Annotated in this window: 13 protein-coding genes; 2 read left to right on the forward strand and 11 right to left on the reverse strand. The window is 72.6% G+C overall.

Annotation, left to right across the window (positions count from 1 at the left end; genetic code table 11):
- Positions 1-117 precede the first annotated feature (117 nt).
- From ACFY5C_RS00770 to eccD, 6 genes are all read right to left on the reverse strand, one after another.
- On the reverse strand, positions 118-3,759 hold the full coding sequence (locus ACFY5C_RS00770) for an AAWKG family protein (RefSeq protein WP_389438982.1): 3,642 nt from the start codon (positions 3,757-3,759) through the stop codon (positions 118-120).
- A gap of 24 nt (positions 3,760-3,783) precedes the next feature.
- Positions 3,784-4,254 (reverse strand): type VII secretion system-associated protein, encoded by a 471-nt coding sequence (locus tag ACFY5C_RS00775; RefSeq protein WP_328420335.1) that lies wholly within the window; start codon positions 4,252-4,254, stop codon positions 3,784-3,786.
- A gap of 312 nt (positions 4,255-4,566) precedes the next feature.
- Positions 4,567-4,875: a WXG100 family type VII secretion target gene (locus ACFY5C_RS00780; RefSeq protein WP_328420337.1), complete on the reverse strand. Its 309-nt coding sequence runs from the start codon at positions 4,873-4,875 to the stop codon at positions 4,567-4,569.
- 91 nt (positions 4,876-4,966) lie between these two features.
- Entirely contained in the window at positions 4,967-5,302 is a 336-nt protein-coding gene (locus tag ACFY5C_RS00785; RefSeq protein WP_389438984.1) for a hypothetical protein, read from the reverse strand.
- 476 nt (positions 5,303-5,778) lie between these two features.
- Positions 5,779-7,344, reverse strand: a complete 1,566-nt coding sequence (eccB, locus tag ACFY5C_RS00790) for a type VII secretion protein EccB (RefSeq protein ID WP_389438986.1) — start codon at positions 7,342-7,344, stop codon at positions 5,779-5,781.
- Positions 7,345-7,386: 42 nt separating this feature from the next.
- A complete protein-coding gene (gene eccD / locus ACFY5C_RS00795; protein WP_389438988.1) occupies positions 7,387-8,793 on the reverse strand; it encodes a type VII secretion integral membrane protein EccD in 1,407 nt (468 codons plus the stop codon).
- Positions 8,794-9,248: 455 nt separating this feature from the next.
- On the opposite strand from eccD, the gene eccCa reads away from it, so the two are divergent.
- A complete protein-coding gene (gene eccCa / locus ACFY5C_RS00800; RefSeq protein WP_389438990.1) occupies positions 9,249-13,274 on the forward strand; it encodes a type VII secretion protein EccCa in 4,026 nt (1,341 codons plus the stop codon).
- Positions 13,275-13,760: 486 nt separating this feature from the next.
- Here the strand turns inward: eccCa and ACFY5C_RS00805 are convergent, their stop codons facing one another.
- The 4 genes from ACFY5C_RS00805 to ACFY5C_RS00820 form a co-directional block, all read right to left on the reverse strand.
- The gene (locus tag ACFY5C_RS00805) at positions 13,761-15,038 is read right to left on the reverse strand and encodes a S8 family serine peptidase (RefSeq protein WP_389438992.1); all 1,278 of its coding nucleotides are present in this window, start codon (positions 15,036-15,038) and stop codon (positions 13,761-13,763) included.
- A complete protein-coding gene (locus ACFY5C_RS00810) occupies positions 15,035-18,349 on the reverse strand; it encodes a right-handed parallel beta-helix repeat-containing protein (protein WP_389438994.1) in 3,315 nt (1,104 codons plus the stop codon). The genes ACFY5C_RS00805 and ACFY5C_RS00810 overlap by 4 nt, the downstream gene beginning before the upstream one ends.
- Before the next feature lie 143 nt (positions 18,350-18,492).
- Entirely contained in the window at positions 18,493-19,677 is a 1,185-nt protein-coding gene (locus tag ACFY5C_RS00815) for a ricin-type beta-trefoil lectin domain protein (protein WP_389438996.1), read from the reverse strand.
- Positions 19,674-20,504: a type VII secretion system-associated protein gene (locus tag ACFY5C_RS00820; protein WP_389438998.1), complete on the reverse strand. Its 831-nt coding sequence runs from the start codon at positions 20,502-20,504 to the stop codon at positions 19,674-19,676. Before ACFY5C_RS00820 ends, ACFY5C_RS00815 begins: the two co-directional genes overlap by 4 nt.
- A 541-nt stretch (positions 20,505-21,045) precedes the next feature.
- Here ACFY5C_RS00820 and ACFY5C_RS00825 point away from each other — a divergent pair.
- Positions 21,046-22,101, forward strand: coding sequence for a mannose-binding protein (locus tag ACFY5C_RS00825; protein WP_389440617.1), 1,056 nt, complete (start codon positions 21,046-21,048; stop codon positions 22,099-22,101).
- 60 nt (positions 22,102-22,161) lie between these two features.
- Here ACFY5C_RS00825 and ACFY5C_RS00830 read toward each other — a convergent pair whose 3' ends face one another.
- A complete protein-coding gene (locus ACFY5C_RS00830; protein WP_389439000.1) occupies positions 22,162-23,316 on the reverse strand; it encodes an aromatic acid exporter family protein in 1,155 nt (384 codons plus the stop codon).
- Between the last annotated feature and the right edge of the window lie 18 nt (positions 23,317-23,334).

Below are 23,334 nucleotides of genomic sequence, written 5' to 3' on the forward strand. Positions count from 1 at the left end.
CTGCGTCGCCCGCTTCATCAACTTCCCTGCCGATCCTGCCTGGTGAGGCACCGGCAGCGGAAGCCGGGGCCCGTGGGATTCCTCTCCGCGCGGTGGGCACGCCGGGCCGCGCGGTGTTCACCGCCCGATGACGGCCGGGGTGCCGCCGTCCTCGGTCCCCCACACGTCCGTGTCCTCCTCCAGGAAGTCGGCGGAGCTGGTGACCCTGCGGCCCGGCTCCGTCTCCTCCTCGGGGCTGTCGCCGCCGGTGGTCGCCACCCGGGAGGCCGGGGCCAGGAAGGTGTCGCTGTCCTCCTGGCGGTTCCACGGGCTGCGTCGGCGGCGATTGCGGCGCTCGCTCTCCTCCGCCGCGTCGACCAGGACGGCACGCACCCGCTCGCCGTTGCCCTTCTCGCCGCCCGCGCCCATGCCGCCCATGCCGCCGCCCATCGGCATCCCTGGGCTGCCGGGTGTGCCGGGCGCGCCAGGGGCGCCGGCCGTGGCGGCGGGAGCGAGCGGGGTGCCCTCGCTCGCGGCGGCACCGTCGGAGAGAGGCTCGGCACCGAGTCCGCCGGGGGCGTCCGCTGCGGACAGGCCGCCGCCGGAGGCCCCTGCGCCCACGCCGCCGCCGAGTCCCAGATCGGAGAGCGACACGTCCCGGCTGCTGGTTCCGGCACCGCCGCCGGTCCCGTTGAGGTCGCCGAGACCGCCGAGGTCGTCGAGTACGCCCGAATCGCCGCGACTGTCTTGCGAGTTGAGGTCGTGCAGGTCCACCGTCTCGGTGTTGCCCTGCGGGTCGGTGACGGTGGCGATGCCGGTGTCCGGGTCGATCACCTGGGTGCTGCCGTCCGGGAACGTGGTGGTCAGCTTGCCGTTGTCCAGGACGGTGGTGGAGCCGTCCGGGTTGGTCACCTTCGCGCCGTGGGTGAGGTCGGTGGTCGTGGTGGACCCGTTCGCGTCGGTGGTGGTGAGCGTCCCGGTGTCCGGGTCGAAGACGGCCTTGCTGCCGTCCGCGAAGGTCGTGGCGAAATCGTCGCCCTGAAGGGCGGTGTTCCCGCCCGTCGGGGTCTCCAGGCCGGCGCGGTCGGTGTTGAGGTTCCCGAGGTCGCCCAGGTCGCCGATGGACTCCGTGGGCAGATCGGGGTTGAGGTCGCCCAGGTCACCGAGCCCGTTCTGGCTGTTGAGGTTGCCCAGGCCGCCCAGGTTCTCGGTGGTGGTCTTCCCGTCCGGATCGGTGGTGGTCGTCTGCCCGGTCGTCGGGTCGACCGTCTGCGTGGTGCCGTCCGGGAACGTGGTCGTCAGCTTGCCGTCGTCGCCGAGTGAGGTGACCGAGCCGTCCGGGTTGGTCACCTCGTTACCGTTGCCGAGGTCGGTCGTGGTGGTCGAGCCGTCCGGGTGTGTGGTGGTGAGCGTCCCGCTGTCCGGGTCGAAGCTGGTACGGCTGCCGTCCGCGAAGTCGGTCGTCAGGTCGCCGCCGCTGGTCAGCTGGGTACTGCCGCCGGTCGGGGTGTCGAGCACGCCGTCGCCGCCGCCGAGGCCGCTGTTGAGGCCGTCGAGGCTGCCCAGGTCGGTCGTGGTGGTCGTGCCGTCCGGGTTGGTCGTGGTGGTCTGCCCGGTCGTGGGATCGACGGTCTGGGTGGTGCCGTCCGGGAACGTGGTCGTCAGTTTGCCGTCGTCGCCGAGTGAGGTGACCGAGCCGTCCGGGTTGGTCACCCTGGTGCCGTCGCCCAGGTTCTGCGTGGTGACGCTGCCGTCCGGATGGGTGGTCGTGAGCACCCCGCTGTCCGGGTCGAAGCTGGTGCTGCTGCCGTCCGGGAAGTCCGTGGTGAGCTTGCCGTCGTTGAGCTGGGTGTTGCCGCCGGTCGGGGTCTTGAGGGAGCCGCCGCCGGCGTTCAGGCCGCCGAGGCTGCCGAGGTTCTCGGTGATCGCGTCGTTGGCGGAGCTGTTCGTCCCGCCCGGTCCGTTGTTCAGCGGCCCGAGGTTGCCCAGGTTCGTGGTGATCGGCGGCGGGGTGCTCGTGAGGGCCTCCTGCTCACCGCCCGGGTTGTTCACGTCGCCGAGGTCGCCCAGGCTCTCCGTGACCGTGGTCGGGTTCAGCAGCTGGTCCAGGTTGCCGAGGTTCTGCTCGGTGACGGCGGCCGGGTCGTTGATGCCGCCGAGGCTCTCCTGCATGGCCTTGGCCTGCTCCTCGGCCTCGCGCTTGGCCTCCTCCTGCTCACGCCGCTGCTCCTCGCGGAGCTCGTCCTGGTACTTCTTGTCCTCTTCGCGTTGCTGGTTCTGCTCGTTGCGCAGCTCCTCCTGGAGCTTCTTGTCCTCCTCGCGCTGCTGGTTCTGCTCCTCGCGCAGCTCGTCCTGGTACTTCTTGTCCTCCTCCCGCTGGCGCCGCTGCTCCTCGCGGAGCTCCTCCTGGTACTTGCGGTCCTCCTCGCGCTGCCGCTCCTGCTCGGCGCGCAGCTCGTCCTGGTACTTGCGGTTCTCCTCGTTCTGCCGGTTGATCTCCTCCTGCGCCTCCTCGGCCTTGCGCTCCTCGTACTCCTCCGCGGCCGTGCTGGTCGACTTCGGCTTGGGCACGTTGTCGGAGAAGTCGTCGCCCAGGTCGAGGAAGTGGTTGTTCAGGGCCGACTGCACCTGGGCGGCGGGCTTGCCGAGGAACTCGTCGACGCCCTGGCTCCAGATCTTCACCGCCTTGTCGCCGACCTTCGCCCAGTTCGCGATGTCGGTGAGGTCGCCGTAGTCGGGATGCACCTGGGAGAAGCCGCCCTGCGGGCTGTGGCTGACGGTGGTGGTGTAGCGGGAGGTGTACGACTTGATGTCGGTCTTGGCGACGTTGTTCGCGTCCACCCACTGGGCGAGGTCGTCCAGGACGTAGCGCAGCACCTGGTGCGGGTCGTAGTACGGGGACTTGGCCCAGGCGAGCCACGCCTCCAGCAGCTTGTTGGCGGAGTCCACCAGGTACTTGCGGCCCAGTGACAGGGCGCGCGAGTACACCGTGTTGCCGGTGCCGGTCTCGTCGCCGGAGCCCGGGTTGGAGTCGAAGGTCTCGACGTAACTGTCGTAGTTCTCGCGGATCTTCTGCAGCAGGCTGCGGAATACCTCCGCAGCCTCGCCCTTCCAGCTCGCGTCGTCCCGCCCGAAGCGGTCCTCCCAGTCCTTCAGCACCACCGCGTGGTCCCGGAAGAACTTGGCCGCGAAGTCGAAGGACTCCCCTGTGGTGTTGAAGGAGTTCAGGTCCACCACGTCGGCGCCGGGTACGCCCAGGTTGCTGAACCGGGCGTCCTGGGTGTTGCCGCCCAGCAGGGCGAGGAGCGCCGCCCGCGGCCCGTTCATGTACCGGGCGAGCGGGATGGTGCTCATCTTGTCCTTGTTGTAGTCCGTGAACTCGTTGCCCTCACGGACCTGCGCGTCATGGACGTTGTCCGAACCCGGACCCGCGAAGATGATCTCTTCGCCTGCCTTCACGCGGCCCTCGAAGACGATCCGGGCCTGCATGATGGACCGTTTCTTGCCGCTGTCGAAGAACCAGATGTCGTAGTCCTCGCCCTTGTTCGTCAGGAAGCCGGAGTCCTTGACGAGCAGGGAGAGGCTGCGCTCCTTGATGTCCATCCGGAAGAGCTTGCCGCCGTGTTCGGAGCGCAGCGTGTCGAAGACGGTGTTGCGGTCCGGCACCGGGTAGCCGGTGATGTGGGTGACCAGGGTGGCCCAGGTGTCGCTCGACGGGTCGCCGGCATTGTCGAACTTGTCGAGGTTGGCGACGGAGTTGGGATCGTAGCGATCGGCCACCGGGCGCCCTTTCTGGTCGGTTGGTCAGGACTCGTCGTCCGGGTCGCCGGTGGTGCCGGCGGTGAGGGTGTCGACCTCGTCGAAGGTCTGCAGCAGCGTCTGCGCGTCGATCGCGTCGAGGTTCTTGTCCTTGGTCTTGTTGGCCTCGTCGATCGTGTCAGTGAGCGCCTCTTTCAGCTCCTTGAAGAGGTCCATCTGGTCACCGAGGAGCTTGTCGATGGCCTCGGCCGCGGTGCGGATGTCCTCGATCAGCTTCGGTCCCGAGACCAGGGGTTCGGTCACCATCCTGCCGATGCGCAGGAGTTGCTTGTCCTGGGCGAGGTTCTCCGGTGTGGTGTGGCCGTCGATGAGGTGGCCGAGCGGGCGGATGTGGGACCCGTCGCCGTCCTCCTTGTGCTTCTTCGCGGCGGTGTACACCGGCTGCACCTCGTTGTCCCGGAAGTTCTCCATCTGCTTGAGGTCGAAATGCTTGACGTCGGCCTTCTCACCGGCCATGGGACGCTCTCCTGCCGCTTGGTGCCGGACGGGGATACGGGAGCCCGGCGGACGCCCCGCTCACGGGCGACGGCCGGGCCGGCGGGCCCGTGTGCCGGGTGGGCACACGGGGTCGGTCCGGAGGTTCCCGCCCGCTCGCCGGCGTTGGCGTCGGCGTCGGCACGTCCGCCTACAGGGTCCTCGGGCGGCGTCCCGACCGCGTCGCCGAACCGGCCGTGAAACGGGATACGGGTGGTTCGGCGTCCTGCGGTCGCGCCGTCCGGCCGCCGGTCCCGCCCTTCGGCCGGACAGAGGGAAACTCCGGCCGAGGCCCTAACGGGCCCGCACGTTCCCCCAGTTGTCTGCGCTCCGGCGCTCGTCGCGGGAGTGGTTGTCGTGGATGGTCTGGATCAGCTCGCCGTTGTCGCCGAGGAGCATCGCCATGTTCTTGGTGGCCTGGTCCCACTCCGCCTGGACCTGGCGGTACGTCTCCTGGTCCGAACCCTCCCAGGAGGTGACGAGCGGCTTCAGCTCGTCCTCCAGGTTGTTGAGGGTCGTGATGATCTGCTGGGTCTGGGCCATCAGCTCCTCGATGGCATTACGGACCGCGGGGTACTGCACGTCGATGATGCCGTCGGCCATGACGTCTCCTCTCGGACGGCCGGGCGTCGGCGCCCGGGAAGCTCAGGGGGGCCGGCCTCGCCGTACGCAGGGCCGGTGCTGCCGGGGTGGGTCAGCGCAGCGCTTCGAAGACGCCCTGGCTGGTCTTGCTGTTGAGGACCTCGGTCAGGTCCTGGTTCTCCTGCGCCAGGCGGTTGGCGGAGGTCACGTTCTCCTGGAGCGCGTCGACCATCTTGCTGATCTGGATGACGACCTTCTGCGCCTCGGCGTTCCAGCTGCGGAAGAGCTTCAGCAGGGCCTGGCCCTCGTCGCCGCCGACACCCGAACGCGCGGCGATCTCAGCGACGTTGTTCTGGATCTTCTCGACCTGGCTCCGGGCCGACTCCAGGGAGGAGACACCCCCCAAGCCCTTGGCATAGTCCGCTTTCCTCGCGGCGCTGTCCGCCATGTCGCGCTCCCTTCGTTCAGGCTTGTCTCGACGCATCGTTGCCCGCTGAGGCTAAAGAGAACTGAGCGTTCCGCGCAACGCGCGCAGGGAAGATTTGAGCATCGGTCAGCTGACCCCAGAATTCCTGCGTGGCAAGGGAGTTGTGCGGAGGTTTCCGCGATATGAACGCGCGCACCCGACCAGCGGGGCAGCGGATGTGAACCTGTCCGCCGGGCAACGCGATGCGGGCAGAAAGCGGGCACGCGAAGTAGGTAAGCGGGCATGGCGAGGACCGCATCCGGACCGGGAAAGCGCTTCCGCCGGATTTCAGGGGTGCCGCCGGCTGATATTTCAGAGCTTTATTTGAGGTTCTCCGCCGCGCTCGATCCCGGGATGACTCCTCGAACTTCACACCCGCGGCGCCGAGTTTGGCTGAATACTTCTGCTGCCCCCGCCCTTTTCCATTTCTTCGGCACGGTATGAGTTCCTTGCCGCGATCAGCGTGCCGTGTCCGCCTTGTCCTTCTCGGCGTTCGTCTCGCTGCGCTCCGGCTGTCCGGCGACACCGCACGCCGGTGCCGTGACCTTGGGTTCCGCTGCGCCGGACGCGGCGGCCGGGTCGAGGTCCGCGCCGGTCGGGAGAGCCGCGAGCAGCGGAGCGGGGACCGAGCCGATGTCCCCGGTTCCGTACCCGAGGGCGGCCAGCGAATTCTTCGCGGAGACCCGGTACTTCACGCCGTTCTCCGCCACCAGGTACGTGGTCCCGGCATGCGCGGCGCCGCTGGCGTGCAGGGCCCTGACCAGGGCGCCGCGTCCGGGCCGAACCACGGTGGCGTCGACCGGGACACAGGCCGGCTTCAGCGGCTCGGCGGTGCCCTGCGGCACCGCGACCGGGGTGAGCCGGGTCAGGGGGACCAGCACCGACCGGATCCGGGCGCCGCCGTCGTCGCCGTCCACCTGCGCGCAGAGCGCGGTGCCGCGCGGCGCGGACTGCGGGAGAGGCGGCGCGTCCGGCAGCTCCGCGGATGCGGAGGGGCCCGGGTCCGTGGCCCGGTGCTCGCGCAGCGCGTCCGCGCCGACCGTGCGCACTTCGGGCGACTGTCCTTGGTAGGCGTCCTTCTGGGTGGCCGGGTCGCCCAGCACCAGGGCGGCGCCGAGCCGGGTCAGCGGCACCAGGCCGTCCTTGCGCAGCAGGTGGTAGGTGCTGCCGCCGCCGGGCACGCTGACCTTGAACAGCTGGCCGATCCGGCTGGCTTCGCCTCCGAGTTCGGGCCCCTGCGCACCGCGTCCCGGTACCGCGGGAGGCTTGAGGGCGGGGCCGGGGGCCAGCGCGTCGAGGAAGGCCGCCGAGACCGGCATCGGCTGCTCGGAACCGTAGCCGAGGGCGTTGCGGGCGTCGGAGGCGCGGTCCAGCGGCAGTCTGCTGCCCCGCCACACGAGGTATTCGGTGTCGTCCGGACCGCGCACCAGAAGCGCGCGGTCGGCGCCGATGCCGCGGGAGTCCAGCGGCGCCCCGGCGACCACGGTGGTGGCGCCCGGCTCGTCCACGCCGGTGTTCGCCACGGCACCGGACGTGTCGGGCAGCGCCCCGCCCGGCCCGGTGACGCACATGTGCCAGGCGCCGTTGTCGAGTTGGCCGGGCTCGGGCACGGTGTCGGGGGCGCCGGGGATGCCGGCCGGGGCGCCCACCGGGACGTCCCGCAGCGAGGCGGTGCCGACGTCCACGGTCTCCAGGTCGGACCCGCCGATGAGCCGCGCCGAGGCGTAGTTGCGCACGGGGTGCAGTACGCCGTCGGTGCCGGTCCACAGGTAGCGGGCGCCGGTGTCGCGGTTGACCACCAGGTGGTCGCCGTCGCGCCAGGCGTCGTTCCCGCCGGGGCGCAGCAGGCCGTAGACGGTGGCGCCGGCGCCGATCAGGACGGTGGCCAGGACGCCGAAGACCACTCCGCGGGTGGTGCGCCCGAGGGGGCTCTCCGGGGCGTCCGGGTCGGCCATCAGCAGGCCTGAACTGAGCCTGCCCATCATGAAGCTGTGGGCGTGTACCTGGTCGCGTTTGGACTGCACGGCCTCTCCTCGACTTCGTTCTCTTGCCGGAGTGCGGGTGGCTCAGCCGAACAGGCCGCGCAGCCAGCCGAAGAGCCCGGCCACCCACAGGCTGAGCGGCAGCAGCGCCACGGCGAAGCCGGTGTGCGCGATCTCCGCCGCCCGGCCCCAGTACGGCAGCATCCGCCGGCCGGGCACCGTCCAGGCGGCGATGACCAGTGCGGCCGCGGCGCCGAGCAGCACCGCGAAGACCACCAGGCGTCCGTCGCCGTGGCTGTCCACCGCCCAGGCGCGGGCGAGCAGCAGCAGCCCCCAGACGCCGGGCACGGCGAGGGTCAGCCGCTGCCCGATGTGCACCAGGCCGCGGGAGTGCAGGAGCAGCAGCAGGCTCAGCGTGACCGCGGTCAACACCTCGGGCAGGTCGGGGCGTTGGGTGATGACGACGAGGGCGGCCGCGGCGACGGTGCCGGTGGCGGCGAAGAGCGCGGTGACCCAGCGTCCGGCCAGCTCGGTGCGCTCGGCGACCTCGTCGCCCGCGTAGGGCTCGATGCCCTCCTGGAGCTGGCTGGCGGAGGAGGGAAGGGCGGGCATCCGCATTCCGGCGAGCTTGAAGGCGAACGGTGCGACGGTCCCGGCCGCCAGCGCGACGACCGCCGCCACCAGGGACACCGCGGCCGGTGCGTCCAGGCCCGAGTACCCGATCAGGGCGCCCGCGATCGCGGTGGCCACCGAGACGACCGCGGTGGCCAGCAGGGCCGGGGCGCCGACCGCGGTGGCGGCCAGCGCGAGGACCGCACCGCCCGCGCCCGCGGCGCCCGCGGCGAGCAGCCGCGCGCCCACGACCCGCGCCGCGTCCGGGCCGGTCAGCTCGCCGCCGGGCAGCACCCAGCCCGCCAGTGCCAGGCAGGGTGCCACCAGCAGGCCGAGCGCGGTCGCGGAGAGGCGCTCACCGACGGCGCGGCTGGCGGTACCCGCGCCCGCGAGCAGCAGCACCCCCGCGACGGCCGCACAGGCGGCCCTGATCGAACCCGAGCCGGTCACCCCTGGCCAGAACACCAGCACCAGTGCGGCCACCACGGTCGCCACCGTGGTGCCCACCAGCAGCCCACGGGCCGCCTCGGGGTGCCAGGTGTGCAGCCTGCGGCCCGCGGTGTCGGCTATGCCGTCGACCAGGTCGTCGAGCCTCGCCTCGGGCAACGCCTCGGTGTGCGGGCGCAGATAGAGCACGTCCCCGTCGGCGAGCCCGGCCCGCGCGAGGGTGCTCTCCTCGTCGAGGGGGGCGTCACCGAGCAGCTGCAGCACCCATCCTGCGTGGTCGAGCCCGGCCTCCTCGGCCTCCTCGCCGACGTAACGCAGCAGCGTCGGCAGCAGATCGGCGACCGGCACGTCGGCGGGCACGGCCAGATCGACGGAGACGCTCGGCGCACGTACGGTCAGGCGGCACAGTTGGGCCACCGCGCTGTCGGTCATCAGCTGAACTCTCGTCTTCCGTGGGGGGCTTTGACAGAAGGACTTCCTTGGGAGAGGAGCCGTGCGCAGAGTACGTAAGGCCCGCGCGGCCCAGAACCGGGCGGTCGGACAAGGGAATTGTGTCCGTGCGCCCGGAAACCACCTCTCCCGCGTGGACAGGTCGCGTTACGTGAATGCAGACTACTGCCTACGCCCGCCGGATCGTGCTGCGGACCGGACTCCTTGTCCGGTATGCAGTTGAGTGCGGGGGGAGTTGACCCTCCCCCGCTTTCAGCTCACAACATTCATCCGGCGTTCACCGCGCCGCCCGGGACCCGCAGAATGGGTGCGGTGCGGTCTTTCCCGCTACCGGGTGTGCCGCTATTCGGCGCGGGCCGGAAAGCCAGTGAAACCGGAGGTTTCGTTCCTTGAGTGTGGTGCTGTTTCGCCGGCCGGCCCGCAGGCGCGGACCCGAGATGCCCGACGGGCAATTGACCCTCCAGGAGCCGCCGGTTCTCGCTGAGACGGTGCCGGACACCTCGGCGATATGGACCTATTTGCCGATGGCGCTGATGTCGGTGTCGATGATGCTGATGTTCCTGCGCCCGGGCGGCGGCAACGGCGTCTTCATGTATCTGGCGATGGGCGTCATGGCGCTCTCCGCCGGTGCCATGCTGCTGGGGCAGCTGATGCGCCGCTCCAGCGAGCGCAAGCAGCGCCTGAAGGGAGAACGTCGCGACTATCTCCGCTATCTGGCGCAGATGCGCAAGCGGGTCCGGAGCACCATCACGGAGCAGCAGCGGGCGCTCGCCTGGCGCCACCCGGAGCCCGCCTCCCTGCGTTCGCTGGCCCGCACCTCACGGCTGTGGGAACGGCGCCCGGCCGACGAGGACTTCGGCGAGGTCCGGCTCGCGATCGGCGAACAGCAGCTCGCCCTCACCCTCAACCCGGTCTCCACCCGCCCGGTGGAGGACCTCGAACCGCTCTGTGCGCACGCCCTGCGCCGCTTCATCCGCGCCTACTCCACCATCCCCGAGCAACCCCTCGGCCTCTACCTGCGCTCCTCCGCGCGGGTCATGCTGCGCCCCGAGGAGTCACCCGGCGAGGCGGTGGCCGAGCCGGGGGCCGCGTCGTACGGGGCGAGCGGCGAGAGCCGGGCCGAGAACACCGGTCCGGGCGCCGACGCGGTACGGGCCCTGGTGCGCGCCATGCTCGGCCAGCTCGCGGTGTTCCATGCGCCCGAGGAGCTGTGGCTCGCCGTCTGCGTCAGCGACGAGCGCCGGCCCGACTGGGAGTGGGTCAAGTGGCTGCCGCACGCGCTGCACCCGCACGAGGAGGACGGCGCCGGCCAGGTCCGCCGGATCACCGCCGACCTCACCGAGCTGGACGATCTGCTCGGCGCCGAGTTCGCCGAGCGTCCCGGCTTCGACCCGGACGCCCGCCCCGGCCGCGACGAGCCCTACACGGTCGTGGTCCTGGACGGCGTCACCGTCCCCGAGGGCCACCGCTGGGAGGGCCACGGCTACCGCAATGCCGTGCTCCTGGACGTGTCCGGGGCGCTGCGCTGGCGGCCCGGCCGCAACACGCTGCGGCTGACCGTCGGACCGGACCGGGTGAACCTGGTGCGGACCGACCGCAGCCGCAAGGAGCGTTCCGTCGCGCTCGGCCGCCCGGACCGGCTAGGCCCGCTCGGCGCCGAGTCGCTGGCCCGGCTGCTGACCGCCCGCCGGATGAGCCTGGGCACGGACATCGCGCAGCCGCTGGACGCCGACGTCGAGCTCACCACCCTGCTCGGTATCCCCGATCTGCACCGGCACGACCCGAAGGTCCTCTTCGACCGGCACACCGGGTCCGCCCGGCTGCGGGTGCCGATCGCCGTCGGCGTGGACGGCCGCCCGGTGGACCTCGACATCAAGGAGTCCGCACAGGGTGGCATGGGCCCGCACGGCATGCTGATCGGCGCCACCGGCTCCGGCAAGAGCGAACTGCTGCGCACCCTCGTCCTCGGTCTCGCGCTGACGAACTCCTCCGAGACCCTCAACTTCGTCCTGGTCGACTTCAAGGGCGGCGCGACCTTCCTCGGCCTGGAGGAACTCCCGCACACCTCCGCCGTCATCACCAACCTCGCCGACGAAGTCGCCCTGGTGGAGCGCATGCAGGACGCCCTGCACGGCGAACTCATCCGCCGCCAGGAGCTGTTGCGCGCGGCGGGCAACTACACCTCGGCGCTGGAGTACGAGCGGGCCCGCGCCGCCGGGGCGGACCTCATCCCGCTGCCCAGCCTGTTCGTGGTCGTCGACGAGTTCAGCGAACTGCTGTCCGCGCACCGGGAGTTCATGGACCTGTTCGTGATGATCGGCCGCCTCGGGCGCTCCCTCGGGGTGCATCTGCTGCTGGCCTCGCAGCGGCTGGACGAGGGCCGCATGCACCAGTTGGAGAGCCACCTGTCGTACCGCATCGGCCTGCGTACCTTCTCCGCCATGGAGAGCCGCGGCGTGCTGGGCGTGCCGGACGCCTACGAGTTGCCGGCCCAGCCCGGCAGCGGCTATCTGAAGTCCGGCGTGGAGGCCCTGACCCGGTTCCGCGCCGCCTACTCCTCCGGTACGTACCGGCGCCGCACCGGCGCGGTGGTGCAGGCCCGGGTGGCCAGCCAGGTGGTGCCGTGGACCAGCGGCTGGGTGGTGCCGCGGACGCTGGAGCCGGCGTCCGAGCCGGAGCCGGAGATCGAGGAGACGGGCGACGACGAGACCCTGCTGGACGTGGCCCTCGACCGGCTGCGCGACGCCGGCCCCGCCGCCCACCAGGTGTGGCTGCCGCCGCTGGAGGAGCCCTCCCCGCTGGACGCCCTGCTGCCGGGCATCACCGCCGACCCCGAGCGCGGTCTCACCGCGGCCGGCTGGTCCGGCACCGGCAAGCTGCGGGTCCCCGTCGGTCTGGTGGACAAGCCCTTCGAGCAGCGCCGCGATCCGCTGGTCGTGGACCTTTCCGGGGCCGGCGGCCACGTCGCCGTCGCGGGCGGCTCCCAGAGCGGCAAGTCGACCCTGGCCCGCACGCTGATCGCCGCTCTCGCCCTCACCCACACCCCCGCCGAGATCCAGTTCTACTGCCTGGACTTCGGCGGCGGCGGTCTCTCCCAGCTCGCCTCGCTCCCCCACGTCGGCGGGGTCGCGGCGCGGCTCAACCCGGAGCGGGTGCACCGGGCCGTCGCCGAGGTGATGACGCTGCTCGCCCGCCGCGAGCAGTTCTTCGTGGACCACACCCTCGACTCCATGCAGTCCTACCGCCGTCGCCGGGCCGCCGGGGAGTTCCCCGACGAGCCCTTCGGCGACGTGTTCATGGTGGTCGACGGCTGGTCGACGGTCCGTCAGGACTACGACGAACTGGTCCCGAAGTTCAACGAACTCGCCGCCCGCGGTCTGAACTACGGCATCCACCTGCTCATCACCACCACCCGCTGGGTCGAGTTGTCCGCGCAGGTCCGCGACCAGTCCGCCACCCGCCTTGAGTTGCGGATGGGTGATCCCATGGACTCCGAGATCGACACCCGCAAGGCCCGTTCGGTGCCGCGCAGCGGCGGTCGCGGCATCACCGCCGACAGCAAGATGCACTTCCTGGCCGGCCTGCCCCGCCTGGACGGCAGCGGCTCCCTCGAGGACCTCGGCGAGGGCGTCGCCCACCTGGTGGGCGAGGTCGCCAGGCACTGGTCGGGCCCGGCCGCACCACCGGTGCGGATGCTGCCGCACCGGCTGCCGCTCGCCGAACTCCCGGCGCCGCAGCCCACCGAGGGCGGCGGTCTGCGCCTGCCGCTCGGCATCGACCAGGACGCCCTGGAGCCGGTGTGGCACGACTTCAGCCGCACCCCGCACCTGATCGTGGTCGGCGACACGGAGAGCGGCAAGACCAATCTGCTGCGCCGTATCACCGAGGGCATCACCGCCCGGTACGCCCCGAGCGAGGCGAAGATCATCGCGGTGGACTACCGCCGCACCCTGGTGGATGCCGTCCCGGCGGAGTACCGCATCGGGCACGTGATCTCCCTGGACAACCTGAAGGAGACCGTCGACGGCGCCGCCCGCGCGCTCAAGACCCGTGTCCCCGGCGCGGACATCGCCCCCGCCCGGATGCGCCGGTGCGACTGGTGGACCGGCCCGCGGCTGTTCATCCTCGTCGACGACTACGACATGGTCTCCGGCAACTCCTTCCAGAGCCCCTTCGAGCCGCTCTTCGAGCATCTGACCCTCGGCTTCGAGATGGGCCTGCACCTGGTCGTCGCCCGCAGCGCCATGGGCGCCGGCCGAGGCCTCAGCGACGCCCTGATCCGCCGTATGGACGAGGCGAACAACCCCGCCGTCCTCCTGTCCTGCCCGCCCACCGAGGGCCGCCTCTTCGGCAACGCGAAGCCCCTCAACCTCCCGCCTGGCCGCGCCCTGCACATCGCCCGCCGCAAGGCACGGTTGATGCAGACGGCATTGGTGGAGGAGAGCCGGGCCCAGGAGGGCTGAGGGCATGTGAGGCACGTAGCGGGGGCCACCTGGTGTGGCCCCCGCGGTCGTCGGGGTCGGCGGGCCGCGGCGGCCCCGCCGCTACGACCGCCCGCCGGACGCCATCCCGGACTCGGCTGATACGGACGGCACCGGTGCGGGCCGCCGAGGAACGAACCTCACCTGCGCGGCCCGTCCCGGCCCTGGGGCCACCGACCCATGAGCCTCGCCTCGCTCCAGCAACCCGCCGCACGCCGTCCCCGAGCACGGCTGGGGGGCACCTGACGTGAGCCCCACTGGAGTTGGTGACGAGTGCCCCGACCCGCCCCCGGGACGCCCCCCTCCGACACCTCAGCCTCTCCGAGCCTCGGCCCCACTCCGCCCGGCCGACCCACCGGATACCGATCCCGAACAGGGCCGTAGCGTCAACTCGAGGTGTCCGCACCAGAGTTGGCGACAACGCCCCGGACCGCACCTCGCACCGCGGCCACTCGGCCCGGTCGCCCCTTACGACGCCTCAGCGTCCCCAAGCCCCGGCTGGGCCCCCGTTCGCTGCGGACGTGCCGCCGGACGCCACCCCCGGGCGCGGGCCCGGGGGAGGGTGAAGGCGGCCCAGAGGATGGCGAGTACGGAGGCGGAGCCGAGGAGGACGAAGAGGGTGGCTCGGCCGGTGGCGCGGTCGGCGGTGGAGGTGTCGCGGACGGTCACGGGATCCGCGGCCCGCTCGGGGCGCGCCCGCGCACCCGGCTCGCCGAGGATCGTGGTCACGGCGGCGTAGGCGTCCAGTTGGGGGATGTCGGCCGGGTAGGCGGTCGCGGTCAGGCGGTGGATGACGGCGTCGGGCGCCTCGCCGGGGTGGGCGGCCCGGACCGCCGCGGCGGCACCGGCGGCGTAGGCGGCGGCCACCGAGGCGCCGGCGCCGAGGTAGTGGCCGGTGCCGCGCGGGCCCCCGGAGACCACTCCGGCGCCGGGGGCGGCCAGGTCGATGCCCGTGGTGGGCAGGGAGTTGTCGGGGCGCACGCCGCCGGGGAGCATGTCGGCGACCGACAGGACGCCGGGTTCGCCGGCCGGCCAGTAGACACGGGACGGGATCTCGTCGGTGCCGCCCCGCGACGGCGGGTCCGGGGTGGCCGCGGCGACGACGACCGCGCCCGCCCGGCGCGCCGCGGCGACGGCGTCGGTCAGCGCCGTGTCGCGGCGCGGCAGGGCCACCGTGACTGCGATCACCTCGGCCCTGGCTTCGGTTGCCTCGCGTACGGCCGCCGCGACCAGCTCGGGGCTCGCCGCACCGCGCGTGTCGGTGCCACGCAGCGCCAGGACCTTCGCGCCCGGGGCGACCCCGGCGAGGCGCGTGCTGTCTCCGCCGGTGCCGGCGATCAGCCCGGCCAGGAAGGTGCCGTGCCCGACACAGTCCTCGGCGGCCGCGCCCTGGGCGGTGACCCGGCCGTCGAGGCCGGCGGCGTCGGGGGCGACGCCGGTGTCGATCAGGGCGACGGTCACGCCCGCACCGGTGCTGTGCCCGCGCAGCCGGTCCAGGTCGAGGCGCTGACGTGACCAGTCCTGCTTCTTCGCCGTCTCCCTGGAGGCGGGAGTACAGGCCGCTTCCTCGGCCTCCGGATCGAGCAGGGAGGGCATACCGGGCAGTTCCTGCCCCTTCTTCTCGTCGGCCGCAGGCGGACGAGACAGAGGTGCCGTATGAGCCGGAACGGCCGTGGCCAGCAGCAGCGAGGCGGCGAGGCCGGCGCCGGACAGCAGGCGGGCGGCCCCGTGGGCGCGCGGCGTCATCGGGGAGCCGCCTTCGGGGCGGCGGCCGGGACGTCCTCGGGGATCAGGATGCGCAGGTCGTCCAGGGTGGGCGCGGCCAGTGAGCCGAGCCGTCCCGCCTGCCTGGTGACCATCGCCTCGACCACCTGGCGGGCCAGGCGGGCGTTGCCGAACGAACGGTCCCGGGGCAGCGCCTCGAAGTACTCCCTGAGCAGCGGTCCGGTGCCGGGCCCGCACTCGTAGCCCATGCTCGCGGCCTGACCGCGCACGATGGTGACCAGTTCCTCGGAGGAGTAGTCGGCGAAGGCGATCCGGCGCGGGAAGCGGGAGGACAGGCCCGGGTTGGAGGCGAGGAAGCGCTCCATCTCGTCGGTGTATCCGGCGACGATGACGACCACCTCGTCACGGTGGTCCTCCATCAGCTTCAGCAGCGTGTCCACCGCCTCCTGGCCGAAGTCGGCACCGCCGCCGCGCGGGGTGAGGGTGTACGCCTCGTCGATGAACAGCACGCCGCCACGGGCCCGTTCGAAGACCTCGCGGGTCAGCTGGGCGGTGTGGCCGATGTAGCGGCCGACCAGGTCGGCGCGGGCCGCCTCGATCAGCTGGCCCCGCTGCAGGATGCCGAGCTGGGTCAGGATCTCGCCGTAGAGGCGGGCCACGGTGGTCTTGCCGGTGCCGGGCGGGCCGGTGAAGACCAGGTGGTGGCTGAGCGAGGGCACCGGCAGTCCGGCGGCGGCACGGTGGCGGGCGGTGGTGATGAGGTTGACCAGGTCCGCGACGTCGCGCTTCACCTCGGCCAGGCCGATCATGTCGCCGAGGCGGGTCAGCGGGTCGTCGCCCGGAGCGGCGGCCTCGGCGGACGTCGCGGCGGCGGCGGAGACGTCCTCCGGCAGCAGCAGCCGCAGATCGTGCTCGCCTACCTGCGCCTGGGAGGCGAGCCGGACCGCCTGCCGGTCCACCATCTCCTCGAACACCCCGCGCGCGGCACGGCCGTTGCCGAAGCCGGCGTCTCTCGGCATCGCCTCGAAGTGCGCGGCCAGTGCCGCCGCGGTGCCCTCGCCCAGCTCGTACTGGTGCTGGGCGCACATGTTCTCCATGATCGCGACCAGTTCGGGCACCGAGTAGTTCTCGAACTCGACGGTCCGTGAGAAACGGGACGCCAGGCCCGGGTTGGACCCGAGGAAGGACTCCATTTCGCGCGAGTAGCCCGCCGCGACAACCACCACGTCGTCGCGGTGGTCCTCCATCAGCTTCAGCAGGGTGTCCACCGCCTCGCGGCCGAAGTCGGCGCCGCCGTTGCCGCTGTCCGCCGTGAGCGTGTACGCCTCGTCGATGAACAGCACGCCGCCCAGGGCTCGTTGGAAGGTCTCGGTGGTCTTGATGGCCGTACCGCCGACGACCTGCGCGACCAGGTCGGCGCGGGAGACCTCCACGAGGTGTCCGCTGCGCAGCGATCCCAGCTCGGCGAGGATCGCCCCGTAGAGGCGGGCGACGGTGGTCTTACCCGTGCCGGGCGGGCCGGCGAAGATCAGGTGCCGGCTCATCGGCGGGGCGGACATGCCGAGTTGCTCGCGGCGCTGGGCCAGCTGGGTCAGGTTGACCAGGGTGCCCACCTGCTGCTTGACGTTCTCCAGGCCGATCAGCGCGTTCAGGGCGCCGAGCGGGCCGTCCGCGCGGTCCGGCGGGGGCGCGTCCGCGGCGCCGGAGCCGGCCGGGTCGGTGTTCTCGGCGCTGCCGGTGCCCCAGGCGTCCCGCTTGCCGTTGCCGGTGCTGTTCAGGCCCTCCACGGCGAGCCGTTCGCCGGGCGCGGTCTGCACCAGGCCGCCGCCCTCGTTCTCCCGGGCGAGGCAGTTCACGAGCGAGACCGGCGCGGTCGACTCCACCCGGAAGCCGTCCTGGGCGCCGCCGGAGACCTCGCAGCCGCTGAGCGAGGCGAGCGCGCCCTCGCGGAGCAGGAAGCCGTGCCCCTGGGCTGCGTGCACGGTGGTGCGGTTGGCGGTCAACTCGCCGCCCGCGGCCACCACCACGCCCTCCTCGCCGGATATCTCGACGCGGAAGTCGCGGACGGTGACGTTGCCGCCGTCCTCCACTATCAGGCCGCTGGTGGCGGTGTCGGAGACGCCGCCGCCGGCCAGGTAGAGAGTGCTGCCGGAGGCCACGCGCACACCCGCGCCCTTCGGCCGTACGATCTCGCAGTCCTCGGCGCGGCCCCGGGCGTCCTTGCCGGCCACGATGCCGTCGCCGGAGGGCTCCACCAGCCGGGCCCGGCGCAGCAGCGGGTTGGCGCCGCCGCGCACGGAGACCGCAGGCGCGCCGCCGATCAGCTCCAGGCGGTCCAGCTCGGGCGCCGAGTCCTCCTCCAGGAGCAGCCCGGTCTGTTCGCAGTCGCGGACCGTCAGACCGGTCAGGGCCGGGGAGGCGGCCCCGGCGACCCGCACCGCGGCGCCTTGCGCGCCGTCCACCCAGCAGTCCTCGAAGGTGCCGCGGGCCCGGTCGGTGACCAACACGCCGTGGCCGCGGGTGCGCGAGACGCGGCAGCGGCGCAGTACCGGGTCGGTGCCGGCGGCCAGCGCGATCCCGTTGCCGGAGGCGCCGGTGACGCGGACGTCCTCCAGCGTCGTACGGCCCGCGCTGCTCAGGTGCACGCCGGTGCTGGTGTCGTGCACCACGGTGCGGATCACCGTGAGGGAGGAGTTCTGCTCCAGGGCGAGGGAGGGCTTGTCGGTGGAGGAGATGTCGCAGTCCTCGACGGTGCCGCGGGATTCGCCGTTGGCGAGCAGGCCGTTGCCGCGGGCGTCGCGCACCGTGCAGCCGCGGATGCGGACCTCGCCCTGCTCGGCGAGGACGAGGCCGCTGGTGCCCAGGTGCTCGAGCGTGCAGGACTCCACGGTGGTGGGCGTGGTCGAGGTGACCACGATGCCCGCGCCCTGCGGGTTGCTCACGCGGCAGTCCCGCAGCGCCAGGGAACCGGTGCCCCCGGCCAGCATCGCCGTCCAGGCGGCGCCGACGACCTCGCAGCCGTCGAGGGCGGCCTGCCCGCGCCGCACGTCCACGGCGGGCAGTTCGGCGTCGCCGCCGCGCAGGGTCAGTTCGGAGAGCATCACGGCGTCGGCGCGCAGCGCGAGGACGCTGCCCGAACGCGGCCGGATCTCGACGGTGCCCCGCCCGTCGGCGGCGGTGAGGGTGACCCTGGTGTTGATCACCAGGTTCTCCGCGTACGTCCCGGGCTGGACGCTGATGAGCGCACCGGTACGGGCGGCCGCGAGTGCCTCACCGATCGTCCGGTAGCGGTCCCGGTCCCCCGGACCGACCGTCAGTACCTGGCGCGACACGCACCAACCTCCTTGCTCCGGCGGCGTCTTCTGCGGGCGCCCCCTCGTCGGCGGCGCGTGTCGGCGAGCCGACCGAGCCATCATGCCCCGGCTTCGGGGCGTACGGATGCCGAGAGCGGTGTTCTCGGCCTGCGGGCGTCCGTTCAGACGCTCCACTTCTGGTTGTCGGTCCCGGCGCAGGTCCACAGTTGCAGCCAGGCCCCGTTGCCCCGGTTGTTGTCCTTGATGTCGACGCACTTGCCGACGACGGTGTTGACCAGGTCGTGCCGCTCGTTCAGGACGAACTTCTGGGCGGCGTTGCCGCTGCACCAGGCGATCTGGATGGGAGTGCCGTCGTTGTAGTTCGCGTTGGCCACGTCCAGGCACAGACCGTTGATGCGGACCGTGCCGTCGGAGGCGAACTGCCACCTCTGCGCGGGGCCGTTGTTGCAGTCCCACACCATCAGCTGCTTGCCGTCGCCGAACTCGGCGTTCGGTACGTCGATGCAGCGGCCGGAGAGGTGGCTGCGCAGGGAGACCGGGGCGCTGAACGTCACGCCCGAACCGGTGTTGGCGGGCTTGTCGTCGCCGCCGGACCTGCCCCCTCCGGCGGGCTTCTCGGGCTGGTCCTTCTCGCCCGCGTCTCCCTTGGGGCTGTCCTTCTGGCCGGCGTCCTGCTTCGGCGTGGCCTTGCCCGAGTTCTGCCCCGAGGTGCCCGCGTGAGCTTCCTTGGCCGGCTTGCCGGGCTTGGCGGACTCCTTCTTGCCGTCGCCCGAGGCACTGGCGTCGGGCTCGGTCACCACGAAGTCGCCCGGTGCCTCCGGCGAACCGCCGCCGAGTACGGTTCCTCCCGCCGGGGCCGTCTTGTTGTCCTTGTCGTCGCCCCCGGCGAGTACCAGGAACGGCACCGACACGAGCAGCGCACCGGCGACCGCGGCCCCGGCCAGCGCCGCCCTGCCCGGCCGCCCCACCTGACCGGCCTCCTGCTGCGGCCGGTCGATGGCGGTCGCGGTCATGGTCCGCACGAGTGCGGGCAGCCGGCTCTTGGCTGCCGCGGCGGCACCGGCGTCGGTTTCGGCCCCGGACTCGGACCGGTCGCCTGGGTCGGTCCCGCCCTCGGGGCTGGTCCCGACGCCTTCCTCGACCTCGGGGGCCCTGCTCGGTGCGCCCGTCTCCTCCGCCTCGCCGGCCTCAGCTCCGGCCTCGGTCCCGGTCTTCGCCTCTGCGGGTTCGGGCTCGGGCTCGGCGGCTGAAGTGGCGACTGCGGTGGCGGTCGCGGCCGTCTCCTCGCCGTCGGAGCCGGACTCCGACCGCGGGGAAGCGGGGGTGTGCTGGACCGGACGCGTCACGGGGTCCTCCCTGTGATGTGGGGCCGGGGTTCAGGGGAGTTGTCGGTGCGGGCCGCGGAGGGGGCCGCGGTCGCGGGACCGGTACGGTCCGCCTGGCCGGAGCGGGCACCGAAGCCCCCCTCCGCCGCTGCCGCGTCCGCCGCGGGCGCCCCCTCTGCACCCGGCCCTTGTGCGGGAGCGAGGAGACTGTCCGCCGGGACGAGCAAGGGGGCCGCGGCCCCGGCGTTGACCATCAGCAAGGTGCCCGAACCGGTCAGGGAGCGGGCCAACTCCCGGGCGGGGAGCGTGTCATGCCGAAGTGCCGCGGACATGAACTCGTGCGCCGGTGAGGTGAACAACAGCACCACCGGCGCCCCGTCCCGCCCGGCGGCCGTGAGCGGCCCGCCGTCCGGTCCGCGCACCACCGTGATGTCCGCTTCGGCGAGCTCCGCGATGGCCTCGTCCACCGAACCGTAGCCGGTGGCGGCCCGCTGTGCCGCGGCATCCACCGGGTCGGTGGGATCCGGCCAGCCGAGCACCCGAGCGGAAGGCCGGTACGCCGGGTTGGCGCGGTAGTCCCCCACGCTCCCGTTCTCGTCCGACTGCCACTCCCCCAGCACCGCCCACTCGGGCGGGGTCCCCTCGTCGGTCCACTCGGGGTCCACCACTCCGATCCAGTGCCCCGGCGCCCGGCGGGCGGCGGCCCGCACGGCCTCGGGTATCTCGGGGGTGTCGGAGGCCTCGACGGAGTCGGCGCCGGGTGAAGGGGAGGCGGCGGTGGCTCCGGAGCCGTCGGGCGCCACGGGCCGGGCGTCGCGCCCGCCCTCCTGCCGCTGTCCGGGCCGCATTTCCACCTGAACTCTTGTGTCCCTACGAATACTTGAGCGCCGAACGGCATGGACGCACGCCGACACTGATCAACTCGGGGCGCCAACAGGATGCCACACGAGCCTCGTCCGTGGCGGTTCGGGCAGGGCCCGTATCGGGTGCCCGCGTGCCCGTTTTCCGCCCGGTTGGGGAACGTTCCGGGAGCAAGGAGGCATGGACGGACAAAGCGACGGGAGAGTTGGGGCGGGTGGGGCGGCTGATCTTCCCCGGTACAGGCTAAGTTGGGGTACGCCATCGGTCCGGTCGGCGTACGGCGCCTTCCGGCAGGACGTCCGGACCGGGGCCGTACGGGAAGACCGCGCAGCCCGGAAGGGCGTCGGACCAGCCTGCGGCCGCCACCGCGGCGGGTCTTGTGGAACCCGGCGGCCACGACCGGGCCGAACCGGTGCTCCCCGCACGGCACTTGACCAGCGCCTGCCGGGCTCCCCGGCGTTGTCCGACCCGGCCATCGCGCGGGCCCCGCACACCACCGACAGCTCCGCCACCGAGGAGGAGTACCGCATGTCCCCCCAGCAGCAGACCCCCGGCGCGAACGCGGAGGCGGCCGCCGCCCGCGAAGGGGAGGCCGGATTACCGCCCACCCCCTCCGCACCGGACGAGGCGGCGCCGAGCACGGCCGCAGCCCCCGAGGCGAAGTCCGGCAGCGCTCCGGCCGGGGAGGCCGCCGCCACCGCACCTCTTCCCGAGGAGACCGCCGCCACCACGCCTCCCCCCGAGGAGACCGCCGCCACCACGCCTCCCCCCGAGGAGACCGTCGAAGCCGCGGCCCCGCCCGCAGGAGCGGCGGCGGCAGCCGGGACGGCTGAGGCGCCGGAGGAGGGCGTCGCGGTCGCCGCGGCGGTCGGGACGACGCCTCCGGGTACCAAGACGGACACCGGCGTCGGCAGCGGACGCCCCCGCAAGCCGGTCCTGGCGGGGGCCGCGATAGCGGGCGCGGTTCTCATCGCCGTACCGCTGCTGCTGGCCGGCAGCGCCAAGGACGACGGACCCGGCGATCCCAAGGGCCTGACCGCGGGTGCCGACACCGTCCTGAATCCGAACTCCGCCCCCGCCGCCCTGGACGACTACGTGGCCGAGACGCCCAGTCCCTCCCCGAAGAAGGCGAAGCCCAAGAAGAGCGAGCCTGCGAAGGTCGCCGTTCCCCCGCCCGTCGCGCCCTCCCCGGAGCCCAGCAAGACCAGCGCTCCCGCGAAGCCGAAGCCGAAGCCCAAGCCCAAGGCGAGCCCGAAGCCGAACTGGAGCACCGAGAGCGTCTTCGCGACCAGCGTCCTGGAGGTCAACCAGGCCTGGACCACCAACCGCATCCGGATGGTCATGCAGACCGACGGCAACCTCGTCGTCTACAACGAGCAGAGCAAGCCCATCTGGGCCTCGATGACCTTCGGCCAGAACCACCGTGCGATCTTCCAGCAGGACGGCAACCTCGTCATCCACAACGCCGAGGACCGCCCCATCTGGGCCTCCCAGACCTGGGGCCACGAGGGCGCCCAGCTGGTGCTGCGCGCCGACGCCAAGGTGGTCATCGTGCACAACGGCAGCGTGGTCTGGTCGACCTGACGCCCCTCGCGCGGCGGGGTGCGCCGCCCAGGTCTGCCGCAGGCGCGTCCCCGTCCACCGTCAGTGACCGACCAGTTGGTCGGCCAGACGGTGGGCCTGGGTGAGGAGGGTGCCGTACGTCGCCAGGGTGTCGGGGTCGTCGGGGGCCGCGCCGAGCAGCCGTTGCCGTAGATCGGCCAAGGCGCGGTTCAGGTCCTCGACCACCTCGCGGAGCTCCTGGTCGGCCTGCTGATCCTGCCCGCCGGGGGCGAACCGGCTGCGGGTATAGAGCCCGATGGCGCGAGCGCTGCTGTGCAGAAAGTCCGCATACGGCTTCGCGGCGTGCGGGCCCGGTCGCCACCCCTTGCGCTCATCACCGGAGGACTCCAGCACGGCCCGGGTGACGCCCGCGGTGTGGACGGCGACGTAGTCGAGGACGGTGACCGCGTCGTCGTAGTCCTGACCCGGCTGCGAGACGAGGCGGCTGCGGCGGCGGGGATTGACGCGCAGGCTCTCCCGGCTCCAGCCGACCGCCGCGTGGGCCTGGTCCACGAGGCGCCACAGGCGCAGCGCACGCTCGTGCAGCGAACCGGCCGTGTGGGAGTCCCACTCGTCGGCGGCCAACCGGTCGGCCACCATGTCCAGGATCTCCTGCGCCTCGCCCGCCGCGTCCTGCAGCGCGGCACGGGTGCTGCGCAGATACACCGGAGGCCGGATCAGCGCGTTGACGGCGATACCGACGACCGCGCCGAAGACCGCCTCCGCTATCCGTGCCGCCGACGAGGTGACCGTGACCGGCCCACCTGTCAGTACGAAGAGGGCGCCCGTGGCCGCGTAGATGCCCTGGCTGCCCAGGCGCCGCCAGTTCCCCAGCAGCACGACGGCGGGCAGCACCAGCGCCATGGCCGCCATCGGGGAATCGAGGAGCAGGGCGACGCCGGTGGCCACCACCGTGCCCGTGGCGATCGCCGCCAACTGCTGCAGCCCGTGCGCGATCGAGCGGTACACAGTCGACTCCACCAGCACGATCGCCACCCACGGCGCGATGAACGCCATCGGCGCCTGCAGCCACCAGCCCGCCACCGCCCACGCCACCCACGCCGCCAGCGCAGCCTTGCCCGCCTGCATCGCCAGATCCCGCTCACGCCCCGGCTCCGCAAACGCCCGCCGAACCGCCTCCACCGCGGCCCTGACGCGGGGCCGTACGCCCAGCGCCGTTCCTCGCATCCCATGCATGCAGGCCAAGTGCCCTCA

This window comes from Streptomyces sp. NPDC012935 (assembly GCF_042900345.1).
Taxonomy (GTDB): Bacteria; Actinomycetota; Actinomycetes; order Streptomycetales; family Streptomycetaceae; genus Streptomyces.